This window comes from Lysobacterales bacterium (assembly GCA_016703225.1).
GTDB lineage: Bacteria > Pseudomonadota > Gammaproteobacteria > Xanthomonadales > Ahniellaceae > JADKHK01.
The window spans coordinates 149,372-168,399 of the sequence record JADJCM010000001.1 but is presented as its reverse complement, the minus strand read 5'-3'; the positions used below and the strand labels follow the sequence as shown (position 1 = coordinate 168,399).

At 66.0% G+C, this 19,028-nt stretch carries 16 protein-coding genes; 7 read left to right on the top strand and 9 right to left on the bottom strand.

Annotated elements, in window-relative coordinates:
• Positions 1-28: 28 nt before the first annotated feature.
• Together IPG63_00730 and pyrF are read right to left on the bottom strand one after the other, a co-directional pair.
• Complete coding sequence (locus tag IPG63_00730; GenBank protein MBK6725778.1) at positions 29-589, bottom strand: DUF922 domain-containing protein; 561 nt, start codon at positions 587-589, stop codon at positions 29-31.
• Entirely contained in the window at positions 586-1,413 is an 828-nt protein-coding gene (gene pyrF, locus IPG63_00725; GenBank protein MBK6725777.1) for an orotidine-5'-phosphate decarboxylase, read from the bottom strand. The genes IPG63_00730 and pyrF overlap by 4 nt, the downstream gene beginning before the upstream one ends.
• A 112-nt stretch (positions 1,414-1,525) precedes the next feature.
• Between pyrF and tldD the strand changes: the two genes are divergently transcribed.
• Positions 1,526-2,968: a metalloprotease TldD gene (tldD, locus tag IPG63_00720; protein ID MBK6725776.1), complete on the top strand. Its 1,443-nt coding sequence runs from the start codon at positions 1,526-1,528 to the stop codon at positions 2,966-2,968.
• A 271-nt stretch (positions 2,969-3,239) separates the two neighbouring features.
• On the opposite strand, the gene IPG63_00715 is transcribed toward tldD, so the two are convergent.
• A complete protein-coding gene (locus tag IPG63_00715) occupies positions 3,240-3,809 on the bottom strand; it encodes a DUF615 domain-containing protein (protein ID MBK6725775.1) in 570 nt (189 codons plus the stop codon).
• Positions 3,810-3,847: 38 nt separating this feature from the next.
• On the opposite strand from IPG63_00715, the gene pmbA reads away from it, so the two are divergent.
• Both pmbA and IPG63_00705 read left to right on the top strand, forming a co-directional pair.
• Complete coding sequence (gene pmbA / locus IPG63_00710; protein ID MBK6725774.1) at positions 3,848-5,203, top strand: metalloprotease PmbA; 1,356 nt, start codon at positions 3,848-3,850, stop codon at positions 5,201-5,203.
• A 318-nt stretch (positions 5,204-5,521) separates the two neighbouring features.
• Positions 5,522-7,147, top strand: coding sequence for a hypothetical protein (locus IPG63_00705; GenBank protein ID MBK6725773.1), 1,626 nt, complete (start codon positions 5,522-5,524; stop codon positions 7,145-7,147).
• A 293-nt stretch (positions 7,148-7,440) separates the two neighbouring features.
• Here IPG63_00705 and IPG63_00700 read toward each other — a convergent pair whose 3' ends face one another.
• Together IPG63_00700 and IPG63_00695 are read right to left on the bottom strand one after the other, a co-directional pair.
• Positions 7,441-8,412 (bottom strand): hypothetical protein, encoded by a 972-nt coding sequence (locus tag IPG63_00700; GenBank protein ID MBK6725772.1) that lies wholly within the window; start codon positions 8,410-8,412, stop codon positions 7,441-7,443.
• A 13-nt stretch (positions 8,413-8,425) separates the two neighbouring features.
• On the bottom strand, positions 8,426-9,172 hold the full coding sequence (locus IPG63_00695) for a hypothetical protein (protein MBK6725771.1): 747 nt from the start codon (positions 9,170-9,172) through the stop codon (positions 8,426-8,428).
• Positions 9,173-9,209: 37 nt separating this feature from the next.
• Between IPG63_00695 and IPG63_00690 the strand changes: the two genes are divergently transcribed.
• The 3 genes from IPG63_00690 to IPG63_00680 are packed head-to-tail and all read left to right on the top strand — an operon-like array spanning position 9,210 to position 12,533.
• Positions 9,210-9,944, top strand: coding sequence for a hypothetical protein (locus IPG63_00690; protein ID MBK6725770.1), 735 nt, complete (start codon positions 9,210-9,212; stop codon positions 9,942-9,944).
• Positions 9,945-9,957: 13 nt separating this feature from the next.
• The gene (locus IPG63_00685) at positions 9,958-11,463 is read left to right on the top strand and encodes a hypothetical protein (GenBank protein MBK6725769.1); all 1,506 of its coding nucleotides are present in this window, start codon (positions 9,958-9,960) and stop codon (positions 11,461-11,463) included.
• Positions 11,464-11,516: 53 nt separating this feature from the next.
• Complete coding sequence (locus tag IPG63_00680; GenBank protein ID MBK6725768.1) at positions 11,517-12,533, top strand: NAD(P)-dependent alcohol dehydrogenase; 1,017 nt, start codon at positions 11,517-11,519, stop codon at positions 12,531-12,533.
• Between the two features lie 38 nt (positions 12,534-12,571).
• Here IPG63_00680 and IPG63_00675 read toward each other — a convergent pair whose 3' ends face one another.
• A complete protein-coding gene (locus tag IPG63_00675) occupies positions 12,572-13,822 on the bottom strand; it encodes a PD40 domain-containing protein (GenBank protein MBK6725767.1) in 1,251 nt (416 codons plus the stop codon).
• Between the two features lie 168 nt (positions 13,823-13,990).
• Entirely contained in the window at positions 13,991-16,033 is a 2,043-nt protein-coding gene (locus IPG63_00670) for a hypothetical protein (protein ID MBK6725766.1), read from the bottom strand.
• Positions 16,034-16,238: 205 nt separating this feature from the next.
• Between IPG63_00670 and IPG63_00665 the strand changes: the two genes are divergently transcribed.
• Entirely contained in the window at positions 16,239-17,141 is a 903-nt protein-coding gene (locus IPG63_00665; GenBank protein ID MBK6725765.1) for a LysR family transcriptional regulator, read from the top strand.
• Here IPG63_00665 and IPG63_00660 read toward each other — a convergent pair whose 3' ends face one another.
• Both IPG63_00660 and IPG63_00655 read right to left on the bottom strand, forming a co-directional pair.
• Positions 17,142-18,335 carry a serine/threonine protein kinase gene (locus tag IPG63_00660; GenBank protein MBK6725764.1) on the bottom strand — a complete coding sequence of 398 codons (1,194 nt, stop codon included), beginning with the start codon at positions 18,333-18,335 and terminating at the stop codon, positions 17,142-17,144. It lies immediately after the preceding gene.
• Positions 18,332-18,928, bottom strand: coding sequence for a sigma-70 family RNA polymerase sigma factor (locus tag IPG63_00655; GenBank protein MBK6725763.1), 597 nt, complete (start codon positions 18,926-18,928; stop codon positions 18,332-18,334). The genes IPG63_00660 and IPG63_00655 overlap by 4 nt, the downstream gene beginning before the upstream one ends.
• Between the last annotated feature and the right edge of the window lie 100 nt (positions 18,929-19,028).

Sequence of the window (19,028 nt, the reverse complement as noted above, 5' to 3'; positions counted from 1 at the left end):
TCGTCGCGCCCTGCCGCCGGCAATGCGCTCAGTCCGGGCTCGCGCCCTGCGATCGGCCGTGCTCGGTGTCGCGGTCGTAGTGCTTGCTCTTGCGGCCGGCAGCGTCGAGGTGCTCGTGTCCGAGCCGGTTCGCGGTTTCCTCGAGCAGTTCGCACGAGGCCATTTCCGGCAGGTCGAGAATGTCCTGATCGACGCGCTCGGCGGCATCCCGCGCGATTTGCGCGTGGCCGTCCTCGTGCTCGGCCAGCGCCTCGCGGAAACGCACGAAACGCGCCTGCATGGCCGGAGTGCCGCCTTCGAGTTCAGGCAGGGTGATGTCGAGGTCGAGGTGCGTGGTGACTTCGGTGATGCGGCAACGGCCATCGGCTTCGTGCCACCAGCGGAAGTTCCAGCGCACATGCCACTTGGTGTAGCCATGGAACAGCTTGCCTTCCTCGCGGATCGGACTGGCGGCATCGAGCGCCTGGCGCAGGGTCTGGCCGCGCCGCGGCGTTGCGGTGTAGTCGATCCGGTCGAGGTTTTCGATCACCTCGGCGCCGGCGGCCTGGGCCACGGCCAGCAACAATATCGAGCATGCGGCGTGTTTCATCGGTGCGGTTCCTTCAGCTCCTGGCGGACGGCGTTGCGGGTATCGAGCGCCACGCGGCGCGCGGCCTCGGCGAAGTCGAGTCCTTCGCTGGCGTAGAGAATGGCGCGCGAGGAGTTGATCATCAGGCCGCCGGCAGCGGTGGCGCCGGCGCGCACGGTCGCGTCGATGTCGCCGCCCTGCGCGCCGATGCCGGGGACGAGCAGGGGCAGGTCGCCGACCAAGGCGCGCACGCGGGCCAGTTCCTCGGGAAAGGTGGCGCCGACCACCAGCGCGTTCTGGCCGTGGCGGTTCCAGGGGCCGGCGACGAGTTCGGCGACGTGCTCATAGAGGCGCCGGCCGTTCGAAAGTTCGAGACCCTGCAGGTCGGAACCGCCGGGGTTGCTGGTGCGGCAGAGCACGATCAGGCCGCGCTCCGGATAGGCGAGATAGGGTTCGATCGAGTCGAGGCCCATGTACGGATTCACCGTCAGCGCGTCGGCGTTGTAGCGCTCGAAGGCCTCACGCGCGTATTGCTCGGCGGTGGCGCCGATATCGCCGCGCTTGGCGTCTAGGATCACCGGGATGCCGGGATGGCGGCCGTGGATGTGCGCGATCAGGCGTTCCAGTTGGTCTTCGGCGCGGGCGGCATGGAAGTAGGCGATCTGCGGCTTGAACGCGCAGGCGAGATCGGCGGTGGCATCGACGATCGCGGTGCAGAAGCGCAGCACCGCGTCCGGCGCGTCGCGCAACGCGCGCGGCAGGCGCCGCGGGTCAGGATCGAGTCCGACGCAGAGCAGGGTGTCGGCATCGCGCCAGCGCGATTCGAGCTGTTGACGGAAGTTCATCGGCGAACGCAGACCAGGGCAGGGGCGGGAAGCGCGGCATTATCGCCGTTTCGCGCGGTTGAATCGCGGGCGCGTGGCACCATGTCGGGCTTCTGGTTTCGAAGGACGTCGCATGCCGAACAGCCTTGCCCTCGCCGAATCGCGCCTGCTCGCGCCTGGCGGCTTGTCCGCCGACCAGCTCGGCCGCGTGTTCTCGCGCCTGATGTCGCCTGGCATCGACGCCGCCGATCTGTACTTCCAGCATTCGCGCCACGAGAGCTGGGTGCTGGAAGACGGCATCGTCAAGGAGGGTTCGCACAACATCGAGCAGGGTGTCGGCGTGCGCGCGGTCAGTGGCGAGAAGACCGGCTTTGCCTATTCCGACGAAATCGTGTTGCCGGCACTGCTTGAAGCCGCCGCGTCGGCGCGCGCAATCGCCCGTGCCGGACAGGACGGGACCGATCGTTCGCTGACGCAGGTGCGCGGACATGCGCTGTATGCGCCCGCAGATCCGATCGACTCGGTGCCGGTGGAGCGCAAGGTGGCGCTGCTGCGTGAGATCGACGCCTACACGCGTTCGCTCGATCCGCGCGTGAAGCAAGTGGTGTGCAGCCTGTCGGCGGCGCTGGAAACGGTGCTGGTGGCGCACAGCGACGGCACCCTCGCCGCCGATGTGCGGCCGCTGGTGCGCTTCAACGTCAACGTGATCGTCGAACACAACGGTCGTCGCGAATCCGGCAACGCTGGCGGGGGCGGACGTTTCAGTTACGCCGAGCTGCTGGGCGGCGATTTCCCGCAGATGCAGGCGCGCGAAGCGGTACGTGGTGCGCTGGTGAATCTGGAAGCGGTCGATGCGCCGGCCGGCGAGATGCCGGTGGTGCTTGGTCCGGGCTGGCCGGGGGTGTTGCTGCACGAAGCAGTCGGCCATGGGCTCGAGGGCGACTTCAATCGCAAGGGCCTGTCGGCCTATGCCGGGCGCGTCGGCGAGCGCGTGGCGTCGCCACTGGTGACCGTGGTCGATGACGGCACCCTGGCCGGTCGTCGCGGTTCTTTGAACATCGACGACGAGGGCACGCCGACGCAGTGCACGACGCTGATCGAGAACGGCGTGCTCAAGGGCTACCTGCAGGACAAGTTGAACGCCGGGCTGATGGGCGTGGCGCCGACCGGCAATGGCCGTCGCGAGAGCTTCGCGATGCTGCCGATGCCGCGCATGACCAACACCTGCATGCTCGCCGGCACGTCCGATCCGGGCGAGATCATCGCCTCGGTCGAGCGTGGCCTGTATGCGCCGAACTTCGGTGGCGGCCAGGTCGACATCACCTCGGGCAAGTTCGTGTTCTCGGCGAGCGAGGCGTATCTGATCGAGCACGGCAAGATCACGCGACCGGTGAAGGGCGCAACCCTGATCGGCTCCGGCCCCGAAGCCATGCAGCGCATCTCGATGGTCGGCAACGACATGAAACTCGACAGTGGTGTCGGCGTCTGCGGCAAGGACGGCCAGAGCGTACCGGTCGGCGTCGGCCAGCCCACGCTCAAGATCGATGCGCTGACTGTGGGCGGGACGCGGGTTTGATGGTCAAGAGCATCGCGACGTGGACGTCGCTCCCACTGTGGGCACAGATCCCGCTGTGGGCAAAAATCCCACTGTCGCTAGTCGGAGCTTTGGGGTGGGTCGACTGCATCAACTGCACTTCTCCTCTCTCCCCTCGTGGGAGAGAGGCCGGGAGAGAGGGGGCGACTGCGCGATGAGGCTACACCGCTGCGAACTCACCCTCTCCCCAACCCCTCTCCCATCGAGGGAGAGGGGCGGGCGCGCATCGGTTGAACGCGCGCGACCGCGGCGATCAAGGCGTGTCGTTGCCCGCCGCGATGTCGTCCAGATCCCGCGGCTCGATCGCTTCGCCGTAGGCAGCCTGGATGGCGCGGAACAGTTGCCGCGCGGCGGCGGGCGGCTTGTTGGCCAGGGCCTCGGCCTTGGCCGTGCGCAGCAGTTGGCGCAGTTGCTGGCGGTCGGCGTTCGGCAGGGCGGCGAGCAGTTCGTTGATCGCGTCGTCGCCGTCGCGAAGCAGCTTGTCGCGCCATTCCTCGATGCGGTGCAGTGCGGAGGCGGCGCGGCGGCGTTCGGCCTTGGGCGCTTCGAGCGCAGTGCGAATGGCGGGCAGTTCCTCGTCGTGCTTGCGCATCTGCTTGGCCAGGAATTGCACCTGGCGCTTGTGCGCGACGTGCGCGGTGATGCGCTGCGCCTCTTGCACGTGGCCACGCAACGCTTCCGAAAGCGGTACGCGGTCGAGTTCGCGCGGTGGCAGCGCGACCAGTTCCTTGGCCAGCGCGAGCACGTCCAGCGCTTCGCGCTTTTCCATGCTGCGGCTCGGCCCGCCGTAGTACTCGTCCCAGTCGATCTTCTCGTCGTGCATCGCGATGAACCCCGCATTCAATGAACCAAGGATAGCCCGTGAGCGCTGAACTCTCCCGCCCCGCATCGCCCGAGCGATCCCTCGACGAACTCGCCAACCTGGCCGAGGATGTGCTCGCGCGTTGCCGCAAGCTCGGTGCTTCGCAGGCCGAGGTGAGCCTGAACCTCGACGCCGGGCTCGATGTCAACGTGCGCATGGGCGAGGTCGAGACGGTCGAGCACAGTCGCGACCGCGGCGTGGCGATCACCGTGTATTTCGGCGGGCGCAAGGGCTCGGCCAGCACCGCCGACGTGCAAGCGGCCTCGATCGCCACCTCGATCGAACAGGCCTGCGCGATCGCCCGTCACACCGAGGAAGATCCCTGCGCCGGGCTCGCCGATGCCGCGCGCATGGCCACGTTCTTTCCCGATCTCGACCATTGGCACCCGTGGGAGCTGGACGCGAACCATGCGATCGAGCTCGGCATCGCCGCCGAAGCCGCCGGACGCGCGCTCGATGCGCGCCTGCACAATTCCGACGGTGCCAGCGTCTCGACCAGCAGCAGCGTTGCGGTCTATGCGAACAGCCACGGCTTCCTCGGGCGCGAGTCCGGCACCCGGCATTCGATTTCGTGCTCGCTGCTCGGCGAGGACGGCCAGGCCATGCAGCGCGATTATTGGTACACCACCGCCGTCGCGCGCGAGGACCTGGAGACCGCGGAGGCGGTCGGCCGTCGCGCCGCCGAGCGCACGCTGGCGCGGCTGAATCCACGCAAGCTCGGGACGCGCACCTGTCCGGTGCTGTTCGCACCCGAACTCGCGCGCTCGCTGATCGGACATCTGGTCGGCGCCGTCAGCGGTGGCGCCCTGTATCGGCGTGCGTCGTTCCTGCTCGACAGCGTCGGCGAGCGGTTGTTTCCGGACTGGTTCTCGATTCTCGAACGGCCGCACCTGAAACGCGGCGCCGGTTCCGGTGCCTTCGACGGCGAAGGCGTGGCCACCGTCGATTCGGATCTGGTGCGCGACGGCGTGCTCGCGCGCTACATCCTCGGCTCGTATTCGGCGCGCAAGCTCGGGCTTGAAAGCACCGGCAACGCCGGCGGCATCCACAACCTGGTGGTGCCGGCGAACGCCGGCGACTTCGCCGATCTGCTGCGTCGCCTCGACACCGGCCTGCTGGTCACCGAACTGATGGGCCAGGGCGTCAACACCGTGACCGGCGACTACTCGCGCGGTGCCGCCGGCTTCTGGGTCGAGCACGGCGCCATCGCCTATCCGGTGGACGAGGTCACCATCGCCGGCAACCTGCGCGAGATGTTCCGGCGCGTGGTCGCCGTCGGTTCCGATATCGACCGGCGCGGACCGATCCTCACCGGATCGATCCTGATCGAGCGCATGACCGTGGCGGGCGAGTAACAGGCATGGTCGGCGGTGCTCGGCCCCTCCCGGGTCCGCGCGCCCCTTTCTCTCGTGAACTGATGCATCCCGGTTGACGGGCGCCGAAAGGCAAGGCGAGTTGCGTGCATCGCGACGACCATGCACGGATTCCCGACCAAGTTCCGTTACTGGCGACAAATGCGCTGCATTGCCAGTTGCGTTGCCAAGGGATGCGTCCGCGACGGGTGCGCCTGGGGCTGCAACAGGGAACCGCTTCCGACTGTGGACCAAGTCGGGCGCCCTGCGGGGACGAATGCGGGTCAGGTCGCGGTTTGCTTTGCCGAAGTGGAGAACGCCATGAATGCACGAACCAGATGGCTCGTCAGCGCCATTCTCATCAGCGTCGTCTGCCCTGCGTGGGCGATCGTGTGTCCACCGGGTGTGGGCCTGCACACGGTAGGGCCGCACGGGCGTTTTCGAACCATGAACGAGGCGCTGCGGGCGATCGGCGGTTGTATCGCAAGCCAGAACATCATCTTTCTGGAACGGGGCGTTCACCGGGAGAGTCTGAGTCTCGAGTTCAGTGCGGGCGACTTGACCATCGCCGGTGGCTGGTCGCCAACCACCAATTCCAGTGCTCCTTACGACACGCAGTGGCGGGCGCCGCCCGATGGCGGTCGCGTGCTCAGTGTGCGCTTGTCCGGATTGGCGCGATTCACGCTCCGGGACATTGCGCTGATGGACGGATGGGATCTGCGCGAAGGAGCCGGTATCTACGCCGACCTGGACAATCAGTCGCAGATGTCGCTGATCAACACGTGGCTTTCTTACAACGAGGTCGCCACAGTGACCGCCGATCAATGGGTATCGACGGGTCGGGGCGGCGGCATGAGCGCGCACTTGCGTCAGTCCGCGCGGCTGGGACTGGATACGGTCCTTGCCCAATACAACGCGATCGCAAACGCCGCGTCAGCGCATGGTGTGGGTATCGCCATCACCAGTTATTCGCCGTACACGCAAGCTTCGTTGAACCGCGTGACGGCGTTCGCCAATGGCGGTTATGCGCCGGGTGCGCCGGGAGTGAAGGCCAACGAATGCCGCGGCGCGGGTGTCGATTTGGTGATCGATGATGCCTCACCTCCAAGGACATTTCTGCATGAGGGTCGGTACTTGGACGCAGACACCCACGAGCCAATGTATCTGGCAGATCACAGGTTGGTGGTGCGGTCCTCCACGTTCGAGTCCAACTACTGCTTCGGCTGGCAGTGGCCCGATGGAGTCGGGCTCTCTGCAACGGTCAACGGCACGGGAACGGAGATCACCGATCCGAAGAACCAACTCGAAGGCTACTTTGGCGCGAACATCCTGTTCGAGGCCAACACGCTGGCTGGGAACTACGAGTGGGGCGGCAACGATCAGGACGCGCAGCTCCTGATGCTCACGACGCGTCACAAAGACCGCTTGCTGGCGCGCAACAATCTCTTTGACGGGCGGGGTGGCTCCAACGCGGCGGCAAGGCTCTATCACTCCGGTCTCGCACCAGAGGGAATCCCGCTGGTCGTTCAATCGACGATCAAGTTCATCGGCAATACGGTAGTGCGCCACCTGCGCAGGCCGCTTCTGATGACCGGCGTCGCGACGACCCTGCATGACAGCATTGCGTATCCGCTGTATGTCGTGCGCAACAATCTGATCACGCACGCAGCCGAGATCGGTCCGCAGACGATCGACGATGTGCTCTCGAACACGGCCTTTTTTCGGCCCGCGCCCGGTTCGGTGCCGGCTGTCGAACTGCACCCGAACTGCGTGCTCGCCAATCCTCTGTTCGTGGACCCGGCCAACGGAGACTACCGACTCCTCAACACATCTCCCGTCGTGGATGCGGGGGCCGTGCTTTCGACGGAGGAGATGGGCGTGTTCGACCGCTGGGGCAGGACGCGCGTGCGGGGTCCGGCTCCCGATTGCGGCGCCCACGAGTTGTAGCCGTTGCGGCCCCTGCGTGCGAGCGCGCATCCAGGATGCAGAAGCGGTTGTTCCGCCGCTTGGGTGATTACCGGGGGCGGTCGTGACACACGACCGCCCCGCGATAGTGCTGCTCCAGGGCCCCACGTCGACGCTTCGAGCGAGTTGCCGCAACCCATTCGATGAGCTGCGAGAGTGGACCGAGGCTTCAGACCGCGAAGGCACTTGGTCTTCAGCAGTTCCGGCAGTTCGCGCCGTGTCCAGGTGGCTTCAAGGCGGGAGGCGATGCCTTCTTCAACTTTCCGCCAAGTTCGCTACGGCCCCATCAAGTCCCAACCGATGTCTTGGAGGAGCGCCGGTGTCAGGTCAAGCTGATCGAACAAGCCCGGCGTTATCACGGGCTCCATCAGCAGGTCGGGGCGAGCAGCAGTGCTGAAATGGGAAACCGATGATCCCGGCGCAAGCCCTGCAGGTGCGTGCAGACGCACCAGGCGAGACGTGGTTCCCCATGGCAATCCCGTCGCGGGATTCGTTTGGAGCAAGTCCTCGAACTGGAGGCGCACGTTGAGTCCGACCCAGACCAGGTTCGGGTCATTCGTGCTGGCTGCTGTGATTTCACTCGGGCTCATGTACGCAAACCACTGCGCAGCCCCGAGATCGAGTATCAATGCGCCGAATTGCGAAGGCACGTTCATGGGGAAACGCGACGTGCGGAAATCGATCATTGCGGTGAATCCCAGTCCATGTGCCAGTTCGTGCAGCACGACAGGCAGCAGGGCAAATCGGCGGTCGCCTCCCGCCGCTCGGTTGAATCCGTACCACCATTCGCGGCCCGGGGCCAGGCATCCCTGGTCGATGTCGGAATTGAATCTCGCAACGATCTCGGCACGCCCGCCGTTCAGATCTCTGCGCGTTCGCGCATTGGCCAAGGCTGCGGGTAACAAGTAGGGGCTTTCGCTCGCGACGACATGGGTGGTGGTTGGCCCCGCGCTACCCAGCGTCGCGCTGCTCGCGGAGCACGTTAGGGAATCGAAGTTTGCTTGCACGCGGATCTCGACGTCGCTTTGCAGGCGTGCGCCCCAGATATCTGCTGCGCGCTGGAAAACGAGGAGTCGCTGTTGTCCCAGCGTCGTGCCCGGATTGCCGCCGACCGACATCACCGGGGTGGGGTCGTTGAATCCCTCATCGGGTCCATCGTTGTTGACGATCGTGATCGTGGCTGCCTGCGCCGAGAGGCTCAGGGAAAGGAGAGTCGCAAGTGCGCAGTTGCGGAAGTGAGTGCTCATGTGAACGGTACCCTTATTGTGCTTTGGTCAGGTTGGCGCGCTTCGACTTGCCGCCACTTGCAGTGCCCGTTGCCGCGTCTTGATGGGCGTGGGTTCCGCAGGCTTGAACCTGCGTCCCGTCCGGCTGCGTGGTCACCGACATGTTCTCTTGGTAGCGATCATCCAAGAGGATGGTGATTTCACCCTTGGGCAGTACGCGCAATGGCAGGTAGGGGGTCTCCGCCTTGAGCATCGCGTAGACCGTGGGGCTGATCGCTTGCTGCTCCGGCGTCATGGGGTGCAGCGAGAGTGCGCCGCTCTTCGGGTCCTCGTAGACGTAGCCCTTCTGGGTAGCCAGTAGCTCCGCAGCAAAGTCGTCGTCGCCGCTCGCGGCGAATGCGCGGTCGCAGGGCAACAAGCCTAGAGCGAGCCAGCCCGCCAGTGTCCAACACAAGTGGTTCTGCTTTGTCATGTTCTCGTCCTCGATGTGGGGGGTGAAGAGTGATCTGCGGTGCCGGTCGAGGCCATCCGCAAACCAGATCGACCGATGTAGACCCACGCCGACCATTGCGTTGTCGGCTGTGGGCAGGCGCCCTCGGTTCGGGTGCGCCGAAATCCCAGAACGCGCAAGGCCCCGATTTCCGTGCAGGCAGAATCGATCGACGCAATGCGCACCACGTGCGATGCGCCATCGAGCAGTGCCGGTGGACGCCGCCGCGATGCCGGAATTGCGCGGTGCATCCGCCGTTCCAGGAAAGGCATGCACGGCTTTGGCGCCCAACGTCGTTACCTCCAACATCAACACAGCGGAGGCCACCATGGGTGTAAGAGCACAGGCAAGCTGGGCCGACGCGGCGTTGTCGCTCGGTGCATCGACCAATGTCGCCGGTGAGGTCGAGTGGCTGGACGGATCTTCGGCGGTGCTGGATGCCTGCGCCGATGCCAAGCGGGTGCTGTATCCGGTCGGGCACGATCGCGTGATCGGCGGTGCACGCGTCTTGCTGGGAGGGGAATTGCTGGCCACCGTGCTGCTGTGGGGAGGTGGACAGCAGGGGTTGGTGGTACTCGGCAGTTCCGTGCCCGGGCTCGTGATAGGACCGAATCAGGCCTGGCTGGCGTGCCATGCGCACGCAACCCTGCTGCTGTGTGTTTCCGATGTTCCTTCGCTGAGAGTCGAGCGCGGGCAGCGCAGCTTGGGGTCGAAGCCCCCGCAGAGACTTGCGCCGATCCGGCCGCCGGGCGATGTTCGTGCCGAAATTGTCGATCGACTGCGTTCGCTGGTGCAGCTCAATCGATGGGCGATGCCACGCGATGCGCGCACTGGACTGGCACTCCGGTTGTTGCGCGAGAGCCTGCACCTGCGGGTGCGCGCGGCGATCATCCGTGCCGGTCTCACCGACAGCGAGCCGATGCTGGCCAGGTTGCTCTGCGATCCCGACGTGGCCGAAGACGCGACGGGTTGTTTCCTGCGGTGCGCCGAGGAAGTGTTGGGGTGTGTGCAGTCGATGGCGAGCGTGCGCCCGAGGCGAGGAGTCTGTCGTGTTATCCCGTAGGTCTGGTCGTTGCGTGTCGAAGGCGTGTTTGGCGCTGGTGTTGGCTCTGCTGGCCGCCGCTGGTCTTGCGCAGGTGTTGCCCACCTTTCCCGGCGCCGAGGGATTCGGAGCGGTTGCGAGTGGCGGTCGCGGGGGGCGGGTGCTGTATGTGACTTCGCTTGATCCCGATCCCAACGGATTGCGTCCAGGCTCTCTGAACTGGGCGCTGGCGCAGAGTGGACCCCGCTACATCCTGTTCAAGGTCAGTGGCGTGATCCATGCGCCCGCCAATGTCGTGCATGGCGACGTCACCATCGCCGGGCAGACCTCGCCCGGTGGGGTGATCGTGCGTGGGCTGGTGTGCGACGCGCAGTACCAGCGCAATGACTGTGGCAACCTGGTCGTGCGCCATTTGCGCTCGCGTCCGGCAGCACAGTTGGGCGTTCCCGAAGGTGGTGATGCGATGGATGATGCGCTGCGACTCGACGGTATCCACGTGTTCATGATCGACCGCAGCTCGTTCGCCCATGCCACCGATGAGGGAGCGCAGGTTTCGTGGGCTTCGCAGGGAACGATCCAGCGCAGCATCCTCGCCGAAACCATCGGCGGACATGCGATCCACGGTGGAATGCTGCTCAACTACGCTCACCCGGAGTATCCGCAGGATCAACTGAGCATCGTGAAGAACCTCTGGTTTCGCTTGTACGGGCGACTGCCTGAACTCAACTGCGAAGCGTCCAGTTACGGTGGCGGGCCGCCGTACTCTTCGGCGGAATGCGCCGCGCGACCGCTGCGGGTTGAGGTGTCGAACAACCTGCAGTTCGATCCGGGAATCGACATTCAGATGGCGCAGTACGTGGATGGTGATCCGAGTCTCGGGCCCTACCGCATCCACTTGAACGCGGTGAACAACCAGGTGATGTCGCGAACCGGGTACGGCAACGCCTTGTTCAGTCACGTATTGCTGGCGAATGCCGAGAACCGGGTGTATCTGTCGGGCAACACGATGGATCTCTATCCCGCGTTCTCGGACTACCAGCTCGTGTACTGCTGCAACGATTTTCCGACCGCGGCACCCAACACCGACATGGGTGTGGCCGAGCGCTTGAGTGCGCGACACCCGTACCCGGCGATCGCCTACTGGACCCCGGCCGAGACCCGTGCGCAGCTTCCGTGGCGCGTCGGGGCGCTTCCGCATGATCCGATGGACCGCCGCATGCGTAGCCGTGCCCTGAGTGGAACGCCGCAGATCCTGCCGCACGCACAGCCCGAAGCCAATGATGCGTTCGACCTCGATTTCACCGCGCCACCCGCGCCCCCGGCCGACACGGATGGCGATGGCATGCCCGACGCCTTCGAAGTTCAGTACGCGGGTCTCGGACTCAACACGAGCTTGCCGCAAACCAATGGGCATGAGTTGTCGGTGCCATTACTCGGGGTTGCGGGTTACGACAACCTGGAGGTGTACCTGCATCTGCTGTCCGAACAGTTGGCGACGCCCACCGTGCTGTTCGCCTCCGGCTTCGAGAGCGTGCCGTGAGCGCGGTGGCACAGTCGCTCTCGATCACGCCGGCCTTCTCGCGGCAGCAGCGCATGTCCACGCAGACGCCGGCATGGGTCGCGACCGCGGCGGGAGCTGGGTTCTCGTTGCGCGAAATCGACCTCGGGCCCTTGCGCGATGACCAGGTGGAGGTCGCTGTCGAACACTGCGGGCTGTGTCGTTCCGACCTGGCCATGTGGCGCAATGAATGGGGGCGTTCGCACTACCCGTTCGTGGGCGGCCACGAGGTGATCGGCCGGGTGGTGCAACTGGGCAGTGGCGCGCGTGGCGTTTGCCCGGGACAGCGCGTTGGTATCGGCTGGATCAGCCATTCCTGCCTGGCTTGCGAGCCGTGTCGGGGCGGTGCGTTGCACCAGTGCGAGACGCTCGGGCGGCTGCTGATTGATGGTGTCGGTGGCTTCGCCGCGCGCGTGCGTGCGCACTGGGCTTGGGTGTTTCCGCTGCCCGACGGTCTGCCGGCCGCCGAGGCCGGCCCGCTGTTTTGTGCCGGAATTACCGTTTTTCATCCGATCGCGCAGTTCGTGCGTCCGGTGCATCGCGTGGCGGTGGTCGGTATCGGCGGGCTTGGGCATCTGGCGGTGCAGTTCCTGCGCGCATTCGGCTGTGAGGTGGTGGCATTCGTGCAGCGCGCCGAAGACTGCGTCGATGCCGTTTGTGTGGGCGCCCACCAGGCGCTGCCGGCGGGCTCGGATGCCGACGTGCTGCGTCGCTGCGGGCCCTTTGACCTGGTGCTGGTGACGACGTCGGGCGGTATCGACCTGCAGGCATTCGTGGGGGCGCTCGGACATCGGGGGCGGTTGCACGTGCTCGGCGTGGGCTCTGCGCCCGCCGCCTTCTCGGCGGATGAACTGATGGGTCGAGGCGCGTCGTTCTCTGCGTCGGCGATCGGCAGCCCCGCGCATATGCTGGAAATGCTGCGATTTGCGGAACGCCACCGCATCCTGCCGCAGGTCGAGCACCTGCCGATGTCGGCCATCGATACGGCAATGCAGCGGCTGGAGGCCGGCGACGTGCGCTACCGCCTGGTGCTGGACGCGGACTTCGACTGACGCTTGCGCGGCAGGCGGGCCTTGGTCTGGGCCGCGTTTCAGGCGTGTCGCCGGCGCCGTTCGACCGCCCATGCGCCGAGCGCGAGCAGGGCGCAGATCAGCACGATGGCACGATGCCCGAGCAGTGGCACAGGGACGGCGCTGTCTTGCAGCCACAGGAAGACGTCGGAAACGTTGTTGCTGTCGCCTGGTACCAGTTGGGTAGCGGCGGATGCGAATGCCACGCGCCTTCCGTTGGCCGAGAGGCTGGGTTGATAGCTGTCGCCATCACCCCCCACCCCGAAATCGCTCTCGCTGATGCGGGTGGTTCGTCCCGAAGCTCGGTCATGCACGAAGACATCCTCGAGCCCGTTGCTGTCCGCAGATACCAGGTTGGACGCGTAGGAGTGGAAGGCGACCCGCTGGCCGTCGGCCGATATGCGGACGCCATAGGTGTCGCCATCACCCTGGGTGCCGGTGCTATCCAGGCTGACACGGGTGGTCTGGCCGTTGCTGCGGTCATGTACGAAGGCGTCCGCACGCGCATTGGTGTCCCCCGGAACGAGATTGGTCGCGAGGGAATAGAAGGCGACGAAGCGCCCATCCGCCGAGAGGCTGGGCCACTGGCTGTCGCCATCGCCCTGGTTACCCGCGCTGTCAACACTGACGCGGGTGGTCAGGCCGGAGGTCCGATCATGCACGAAGATGTCCCACCTGCCGTTGCTGTCGCCCGCCACGAGTGCGGTGGCTCGGGAGAAGAACGCGAGGACTTGGCCGTCTGCCGAGACGCTCACGCCGTAGCTGTCGAGATCGGTCTGGCCACCCGAACTGTCCACGCTGATGCGCTGCGTCTGGCCAGTTTGCAGGTCGTGCACGAACGCATCCCACACGGCATTGGTGTCCCCCGGCACCAGGTTGGTGGCCATGGAGTGGAACGCGACATGGCTTCCGTCGGCGGAAGCTTCCGGACGGTAGCTGGCGCCATCGCTCTGCGCGCCCGCGCTGTTCACGCTGATGCGCGTGGTTCGTGCGGACTGCGTATCGTGCACGAAGATGTCGCGCTGAGCATTGGTGTCGCCGTGCACCAGATTGCTGGCATCGGAGGAGAACGCGACGTAGTGACCGTCAGCCGAGAGGCTGGACCAGATGCTGTTGCCGTTGCCCTCGGTACCCGCACTATCGAGGCTGACGCGCCGGAGTTGGCCGGTCTGGAGGTCCAGAACGAACACGTCCGAACTGCCGTTGTGGTCTCCGGGCACCAGATTGGTGGCATAGGAGTAAAAGCCCAAGTAGCGACCGTTGGCGGAGATCGATGGAAAGTAGCTGTCGCCATCTCCCTCGGCCCCGGTGCTGCTTACGCTGGCGCGCTGAACCGTCGCAGCGTGAGTTCCGTCCGCGGCAAGCAGTCCGATGGCCAGACCGAACGCAGCGGTCAGGCGCACGACGATAGGACACATGGAAATGGCCACGAGTTACTCCTATTCGAAACCGTCGGCGAGCAGGGTGTCGAAGGCCTGTGACGCTCGGCAGGCGTTGGCTTGCCCGCCGTCGACGACGACGTTGAACAGTGCGTCTGGGGTGGCATTGCGCACCTTCCAACGGCTGGGGGCACCGGGGCCGGTGGGCGGAGCATGTTGCAGCGAGAAGGGGGCAAGATTGAAGTGGGCGCCGTCGCCCAGGTCGTCAAAGCGACCCGCGATCGGAGCGGCGCAGGGGTTGTTGTCGAGCAGCGGGTGCTTCAGCGGATGCATCGCCCTGACGCGCAGACCGTTCGGGGAGTATGAACGCGGCGCCATGATGTTGAACGGGATGCCGGCCGACAGCACCACGCCGTCCTCATTGCGGATGCGCCAGCGACCGCCGTTGTCGGTTGTGTACGTCGCAGCGATCGCATGGTCGTGGTAGGTGCCGGGGCCGGTGTACTGCGGCATCACGATCAACGCCAGCGAAGAGTCACCGTTGATGCGGGCATCGTCGATCTCCTGATAGGAAAGTGCGGAAGCAGTGCTGACAAACGGCAGTGCGAGCTTGCTGAATACGGGCGTCATCACCGAAAACGTGCGGCCCAAAGGAACGGGAGAGAGGTTCTGGTGGAACACCTCCCATCGATTCGCGTCCGTGTCGCGCCAGACGCCGAGGTTCGGGTAGGGCGATGGGAGTTCGTCATATCGCGGTGTGGCGAACAGCAGGTCGGTTGCGTACAGCATGGTCGGATAGTGGTCCACCCACACGGTGTTGAATTCGGTGTTGGATGGCGTTGCGAGAAGGGATGTGGCGGCGTCCCAGCAGAATTCGAAGGCGCCGATATCGGTGTTGCCGTTGCATACCCGCTTCTCGCCGTCGGCGTCCACGACCGCAAGCACCGGAAGGTCGGCGGGGTTTCCGGCATCGAGGGCGACCGAACCGAGGCGCGGCTGCGGGTGGCCGATCGAGTCGAACAACGGATCGCCCAGCACCGTGCTCGGATCGGCGGAAAATCCGGGATTGTCGGGCACCGCGTGCAGCAGGTTGTGGCTGTTGCTGACGGCGGTGGATGTGGGACTGAGTTGGATGCCCACTTCCGACTGGTACGCCACGATGTTGTTGGCGAGACGCCCGGTGCCCACCGTGGCCGGCAGCACGATGTCGATGCCGGTGTGGCCATAGGCGACGGTGTTGTGGACCACGGTCAACGTGGTGGTCGGTGCTGAGTCCTCGAGGTCGGCCTCTATGGCCGCAAACCGAGCGATGCCTACCGCGACGTTGTTGTGGATTGCGATGGCCGATGATGTGGCTGGGTGGCTGCCCAGGAGAATGCCGCCCGCGATGCCCCGACCGACCATGCTGTTGCGGGTGATGCGGACAGTGCCGTCCCCCGCCCTGACCAAGATGGCCTGCCCGAGTGAACCGGCGAGAGTGGCGTGAATGCGGTTGGCGATGATGTTGATGTCGCGCGGAGGTGAAGCCGAGAATGCCTGAGCGACGCAGATGGCGTAGTCACTGCTGCCCAGCGCCACGGTTTCAGCCGGTGGCTCCAGGACGTTGCTGCTGATGTTGACGGTCGCGTGGGTCGAACCATCTGCCTTGACATCGATCCCGCAACCGATCGCTCCCGTCCGTTCGATCGCGGCGAGACGGTTGTGCTCGATGTTGACCGTTGCGCCAGCGGTACTGGTCGAGTACGTCACCTCGATGGAACCCTGTCTGAGCACCAGGTGGCTGATCGCAAGCCGATGGCCCAGAAGATCCAGGTCGGCGCGGACGTGCCGGTGTGGGGCAAACACCGCGTCGACGTCCGGCGCTGCGGTCAGGGTGATCGGGGTGTTGATCGAGATGTCCTCGTCAATGGCGGTGTAGCCATCCGGAGATGTGGTCTGATCGATGATCAGGACGGTATCGCCCAGGGAAGCCCCGTCGATGCATTGCTGCAGCGTGCCCGGGCAGGGGTGGGTGGCGGTTGTACTCGGCCACTCCCAAGTCCGCACAATCGCGTGGGCCGACAGGGGCAGCAATAGCGCGAATTCCGTGAGGAACGATCGCATGGGGAACACACCTCCGTCGTTATTGACGATGAACACGAAAGTCGGAGGCCATTCCGTGCACGGGAGGGGTTGAATGCATGCAGGGCGGTTGTAGGTGCCGGGGCGATGCTGCATTCTGCCCCTCGGTGGCTGCCTGCTGGGTCGGGGGCACGAGGGACGAGGGGTTGCCGATGCGAGACACAGCGAGCCACAGCCGATGGACTGCATGACGACGAGCGACCAACCGGCCCTCGCCGTGACCGTCGCGTTGCTGCGAGAGACATCGCTGGCCAAGGCTGCGGCCGGGCTGGGTATCGCGAGGGACGCTGTGTTGGTGGCGGTGCGTGCGACCGAGCAGATGCTTGGGGTCCGGCTATTCGTGTTTGCAACCGGATCGGTGGATCGCATCGAAGTCACTGCGGATGGGCGCCGCTTCTTGCACCTGGCTCCGCAGCTGATGGCACACGAGCGTCGGTTCGTGAATGCGTTCAGCGCGGACTGCGCTGCACAGCCGCTGCGTGTGCTGGCCAGTCAGTACTTGGCGTCCTATCTGCTCATCGACATCCTGGGGCGTTACAAACGGGCGTACCCCAGGGCGCCGCTGCGTCTGAGCATCCGCACCGAACAGCAGATTCTCGGGGCGCTGCTGCAATGCGAGGAGCGCACGGTCGGCTTCGCCGCACCGGTCGATTTTTCCGAGGACGTGCGGTACCTGCATTGGTTCGACCTGAACTGGTCGCTGCTCGTGCCCGAGTCGCATCGGTTCGCAGCGTACGCGCGCGCGGTTTCGCTGCGCGAACTCGCCGATGAGGAGTTGATTCTGTTCGAGCAGGGATCCACCGGGCGCCAGCATGTGCTGGAGGCCTTGCACGCCGCGCAGGTGCGTCCCTGTTGCGGCATGCAAGCGACCGGCACGCACACCATCGTGCAGATGGTCGAGGCCGGGTTCGGCGTGGCGATCCTGCCGTTGTTGGCCTCCGGTCGGGTGACTGCCGGGCACGCGGTACGAGTCGTTCCGCTGGTCGAGCCGGTGCAGCCGATCCAGTCCGGAATCCTGGTGGCCAACGCCTGGGCGGAAGATCCGCAGATCCTCGACCTGATCGCGTTCGTGCGCGCCGCGGCGGTCTGATCAGCGCAAGGTGGCGTCGAACACGCCGCGCAGGCGCAGGTCGTCGAGGGCGAGCAGCAGGGCAGCGAGCGCGAGCAGCGCCAGCAACCCGGTGGTCCTCGGCGAATCCGCAGCGATCTGCTGCAGCCGTTCCATGGCGGACCAGTGCCGCGCCGCGATCGGGCGGTGCCGTTGCCACTGCAGCAGATCGGCCTGCAGCGCCGTGACCGAGGGATGGCGCTGCAGGGGATCGGGCTGCAGGCAGCGCTGCAGGATGGCTTCGAGATCGCGCAGCCCGTGCCGCACTCCAGTCGTACGTACCGATGCAAGATCGACGACCGGTGGCTGTGTGTCCGCGGTCAGCTCATCCAGGGTTGCCGCGCGGCGCGCAGCCGGCAGCGCGCCGGCCAGCAGCAGGTGCAGGAGCAGGCCCAGCGAGAACTGATCGGCGGCGGCGTCGGAGGGGGCGCCACGCAAGCGTTCGGGCGCTGCATAGCGCGGCGTCAGCGAGGGGTCGCGGATCTCGCCGCCGGCAACCGCGGGACCGGTCAGGCGCGAGGCGCCGAAATCGATCATGCGCGCGCGCTGGCCATCGACTAGGATGTTGCCGGGCTTCAAGTCGCCGTGCGCTACGCCCTGTGCGTGCGCCGCAGCGACCGCGTCCACCAGTTGCAGCATGACCGCGATGCGTTCCGCGCTGCCCGGGTTGCACGCCGCCAGCCAGTCGTCGAGTGCGCGGCCGGCGACGTATTCGGTGACCAGGTAGGAGGCGCCGTCGGCTGCGACGCCGCCGTCGAGCAGTCGCGCGATGCCCGGGTGGTCGAGGCGCGCCAGTAGCTTGCGCTCGTGCGCGATGCGCCAGTCTTCGCCCTCGCGGTCGGCGCGCTGCCGCTTGAGCGCGCCACGTTGCGCGTAGGCATGGTCGGCGCGTTCGACTTCGTACACCTGCGCGAAGCCGCCGGTGGCGATCTCGCGGATCACGGACCAGCGGCCGATGGTCTGGCCGCCGATGAGGTTGCGCCGCGATATCGATGCGACATCGAGCAGGCCGTCCGAGGCGTCGATCGCGCGCAGCCAGCGCTTGAGGGCCTCGGCCTTGGCCGGGTCGTGCACGGCGACCCGCGCAATCGCGCGTGCGCGTTGATCCGGGGGGAGGTCGAGCACATCGTCGAGCTCCGCCTCGGTAAGCTGGGCGCGCTCGTCGATCGGTTTCACGAGGCCGCTTCCAGATGCATCAGCAGCCAGGCGCGGGCCTTGAGCCAGTCGCGACGGACGGTGCTTTCCTCGACGCCGAGTACCTCGCCGGTCTCACGATCGTCGAGTCCGCAGAAGTAACGCAATTCGACGACCCGCGCTGCACGCGGCAGTACTTCCGCCAGTTGCTCGAGTGCCGAATCCAGCTCCAGCAACTCTTCGGCGATCGGTTGCGCTGCGGCAACCTGCGTCGCGGCTTCCAGGGGCTCGTGTGTGGCGCCGCCGCCACGTTTTTGTGCACGTTGGATGCGCGCGTAATCGAGCAGGATCTGGCGCATTGCGCGCGAAGCGGTCGCCAGGAAGTGCTTGCGATCCGCGAAGCGGGAATCGGACTGCGCGAAGCGAAGATAGGTTTCGTTGATCAGTGCCGTCGTCGAGAGCGTTTCCGATGCGCGCGTGTCGCTGCGCGCGCCGTGCGCGATGCGGCGCAGATCGGACTGCGTGAGTCTGAGCCATTCGGTCAGGTCTGACTCGCCGATCCGGCGCGTGTCGGAAATTGCCGCGATCATTGATCGCAGCGCGTCTGCGTGGTCGGGATCCGAGGGCGCAGTCATCGGTTGACTCCGGTGGCGGAACGATTGTCGGCGCTCACGACGATCCCGGGCAAGTCGGTCCTGCGCGGCGGCGCGGCCACATCGCCGCGCCGCTGCGCTG

Excerpts from the sequence above, each read along its gene's own strand:
- IPG63_00730 (MBK6725778.1), bottom strand. The coding sequence starts at position 589 with ATGAAACACGCCGCATGCTCGATATTGTTGCTGGCCGTGGCCCAGGCC.
- pyrF (MBK6725777.1), bottom strand. The coding sequence starts at position 1,413 with ATGAACTTCCGTCAACAGCTCGAATCGCGCTGGCGCGATGCCGACACC.
- tldD (MBK6725776.1), top strand. The coding sequence starts at position 1,526 with ATGCCGAACAGCCTTGCCCTCGCCGAATCGCGCCTGCTCGCGCCTGGC.
- IPG63_00715 (MBK6725775.1), bottom strand. The coding sequence starts at position 3,809 with ATGCACGACGAGAAGATCGACTGGGACGAGTACTACGGCGGGCCGAGC.
- IPG63_00705 (MBK6725773.1), top strand. The coding sequence starts at position 5,522 with ATGAATGCACGAACCAGATGGCTCGTCAGCGCCATTCTCATCAGCGTC.
- IPG63_00700 (MBK6725772.1), bottom strand. The coding sequence starts at position 8,412 with ATGAGCACTCACTTCCGCAACTGCGCACTTGCGACTCTCCTTTCCCTG.
- IPG63_00690 (MBK6725770.1), top strand. The coding sequence starts at position 9,210 with ATGGGTGTAAGAGCACAGGCAAGCTGGGCCGACGCGGCGTTGTCGCTC.
- IPG63_00680 (MBK6725768.1), top strand. The coding sequence starts at position 11,517 with ATGTCCACGCAGACGCCGGCATGGGTCGCGACCGCGGCGGGAGCTGGG.
- IPG63_00670 (MBK6725766.1), bottom strand. The coding sequence starts at position 16,033 with ATGCGATCGTTCCTCACGGAATTCGCGCTATTGCTGCCCCTGTCGGCC.
- IPG63_00665 (MBK6725765.1), top strand. The coding sequence starts at position 16,239 with ATGACGACGAGCGACCAACCGGCCCTCGCCGTGACCGTCGCGTTGCTG.
- IPG63_00655 (MBK6725763.1), bottom strand. The coding sequence starts at position 18,928 with ATGACTGCGCCCTCGGATCCCGACCACGCAGACGCGCTGCGATCAATG.